This is a genomic window from Arthrobacter sp. lap29 (assembly GCF_032458965.1).
GTDB classification, from domain to species: Bacteria; Actinomycetota; Actinomycetes; order Actinomycetales; family Micrococcaceae; genus Specibacter; species Specibacter psychrochitiniphilus.
Genome location: NZ_JAUCEK010000027.1, coordinates 1 through 2,732, shown reverse-complemented (window position 1 = coordinate 2,732; position 2,732 = coordinate 1). Strand labels below are relative to the sequence as shown.

The window sequence follows — 2,732 nt, the reverse complement described above, 5'->3', positions numbered from 1 at the left end:
GTGGGGACTAGCCTTCGCCGCCGGCGTTGCCGGTGGTGCCGGCGTTGACGTTGAGCAGGTCGTATTTGGTGGCTGCTTGGCGTGCGGTGTCGGGGCTGATTTTGCCGTCTTTTGCGAGCATTTGCAGTGTGCGTACTACTACTGAGTGTGAGTCGATTTTGAAGTAGCGTCGTGCTGCTGCGCGGGTGTCGGAGAATCCGAATCCGTCGGCGCCGAGGGTCGCGAAGTCGTTGGGCAGGAATTGGCGTACCTGGTCCGGGACGGCTTTCATGAAGTCGGTGACGGCGATGATGGGTCCTTGTGCATCAGCCATTTTAGCGGTGATGTACGGGGTGCGGGGCTCATTTTCGGGGTGGAGGAAGGCTTCTTCTTCGGCTGCGAGGCCATCGCGTCGGAGTTCGGTCCAGGAGGTAACGGACCAAACATCGGCTGCGACGCCCCATTCCTGGGCAAGGATTCTTTGTGCTTCCAACGCCCAGGGAACGGACACGCCGGAGGCCATGATTTGGGCGCGGGGCCCGTCATGTTCGCTCTTGTTCAGGAGGTAGATACCGCGGTTGATGCCCTCGATGTCCATGTTCTCTGGTGCTTTGGGTTGCAGGATCGGCTCGTTATACACGGTGATGTAGTACATGACGTTGGGATCTGTTGAGTCCGGCCCGTACATCCGCTCGAGGCCGGCACGCATGATGACACCGATCTCGTAACCATAGGCGGGGTCGTAGGTGATCACGGCGTCGTTAGTGGAGGCCAGGATGGGGGAGTGCCCATCAGCGTGTTGGAGGCCTTCACCGGTGAGGGTGGTCCGTCCTGCGGTAGCACCAATGATGAAGCCGCGGGTCATTTGGTCTCCGGCAGCCCAGAACTGATCTCCTGTGCGTTGGAAGCCGAACATGGAGTAGAACACGTAGACCGGGATCAACGGTTCACCATGGGTGGCGTACGCGGTACCGGCAGCGGTGAACGCGGCCACGGAACCGGCTTCGTTAATGCCGGCGTGGACGATCTGGCCCGAGATGGATTCCTTGTAGGCCAGAACGAGATCGCGGTCTACGGAGAGGTAGTTTTGCCCGTTCGGGTTGTAGATCTTCGCGGTCGGGAAGAACGCGTCGATGCCGAAGGTGCGGGCCTCGTCCGGGATGATCGGGACAATGCGGGAACCGATGCCTTTATCGCGCATGAGGTCTTTGAGTAAACGCACGAAGGACATGGTGGTCGCGGCGTGTTGTTTCCCGGAGCCGCGGTTAGCGACTTCATAGGTTTTATCCCCGGGCAGTTCCAGTGCGGTGTGGGTAGAGCGGCGTTCGGGGACGAATCCGCCCAGGGCTGCACGGTGTTCCATCATGTACGCGATTTCGGGGGAGTCCGCACCGGGGTGGTAGTACGGGGGGTGGTACGGGTCAGCTTCAAGGACTTCATCACTGATGGGCAGGTGCAGGTGGGTACGGAAGTCCTTCAGATCCTGCAGGGTCAGCTTTTTCATCTGGTGCGTGGCGTTACGGGCCTCGAAGTGGGTCCCGAGGCCGTAACCCTTCACGGTGTGGGCCAGGATCACGGTGGGCTTGCCCTTGAATTCAGTGGCAGCCTTATACGCGGCGTAAACCTTGTGGTAATCGTGGCCGCCACGGCGCAGATTCCAGACCTCGTCATCGCTCAGGTGCGCGGCGAGTTCTTTAGTTTGCGGGGTTTGACCGAAGAAGTGCTCCCGAACGAACCCGCCAGATTCTGCCTTGTACGTTTGGTAATCACCATCAAGGGTGGTGTTCATGACATCAACCAAGGCACCATCAGTATCCCGGGCCAGCAAGTCATCCCATTCACGGCCCCAAAGGACCTTGATAACATTCCAGCCAGCACCACGGAAGAACGCTTCGAGTTCCTGAACGATCTTCCCGTTGCCACGAACCGGACCATCTAGACGCTGAAGGTTGCAGTTAATGACGAAGTTCAGATTATCGAGCTTGTCATTAGCGGCCAGTTGCAGCAGGCCACGGGACTCAGGCTCATCCATTTCACCATCACCTAAGAACGCCCACACCTGCTGCTCAGAGGTGTCCTTGATGCCACGGTTATGCAAATACCGGTTGGACTGTGCCTGATAGATCGCGTGCATCGGGCCAATACCCATCGACACGGTCGGGAATTCCCAAAACTCCGGCATTAAACGCGGGTGCGGGTACGAGGACAAGGCATGGCCCTCTTTGGACTTTTCCTGACGGAAACCATCCATGTCTTCCTCGGAAAGACGGCCCTCTAAGAACGCCCGGGCATACATACCAGGAGAGGCGTGTCCCTGGAAGAAAATCTGATCTCCACCACCGGGATGATCCTTACCACGGAAGAAGTGGTTAAAACCGACCTCGTACAACGTGGCAGCACCGGCATACGTGGAAATATGGCCACCCACACCAATATCAGGAGACTGCGCACGGTGGACCATAATCGCAGCATTCCACCGCAACCACGCACGGTACTTCCGCTCGATCTTCTCATTACCCGGAAAAACCGGTTCCTGATCAGCAGGAATCGTATTCACGTAATCAGTCGTCGTCACCATCGGCACGCCAACACTCTGCGCACCAGCACGCTGAAGCAAGCTACGCATAATGTACTGGGCACGCTCCGTGCCACGATCCTGAATCAACGCATCCAAAGACTCAAGCCACTCGGCAGTCTCCTCCGGATCACGATCAGGTAGCTGGTTAGTCAACCCGCTAAGGATATGGGAGTTC

The 2,732-nt window shown here is 58.0% G+C and carries 1 protein-coding gene; it reads right to left on the bottom strand.

The genetic code is table 11. From position 1 onward, the window contains the following. Positions 1-7 precede the first annotated feature (7 nt). Positions 8-2,732: pyruvate dehydrogenase (acetyl-transferring), homodimeric type (aceE, locus tag RY113_RS18315; protein WP_315915815.1), on the bottom strand; the 2,725-nt coding region annotated here is incomplete at its 5' end.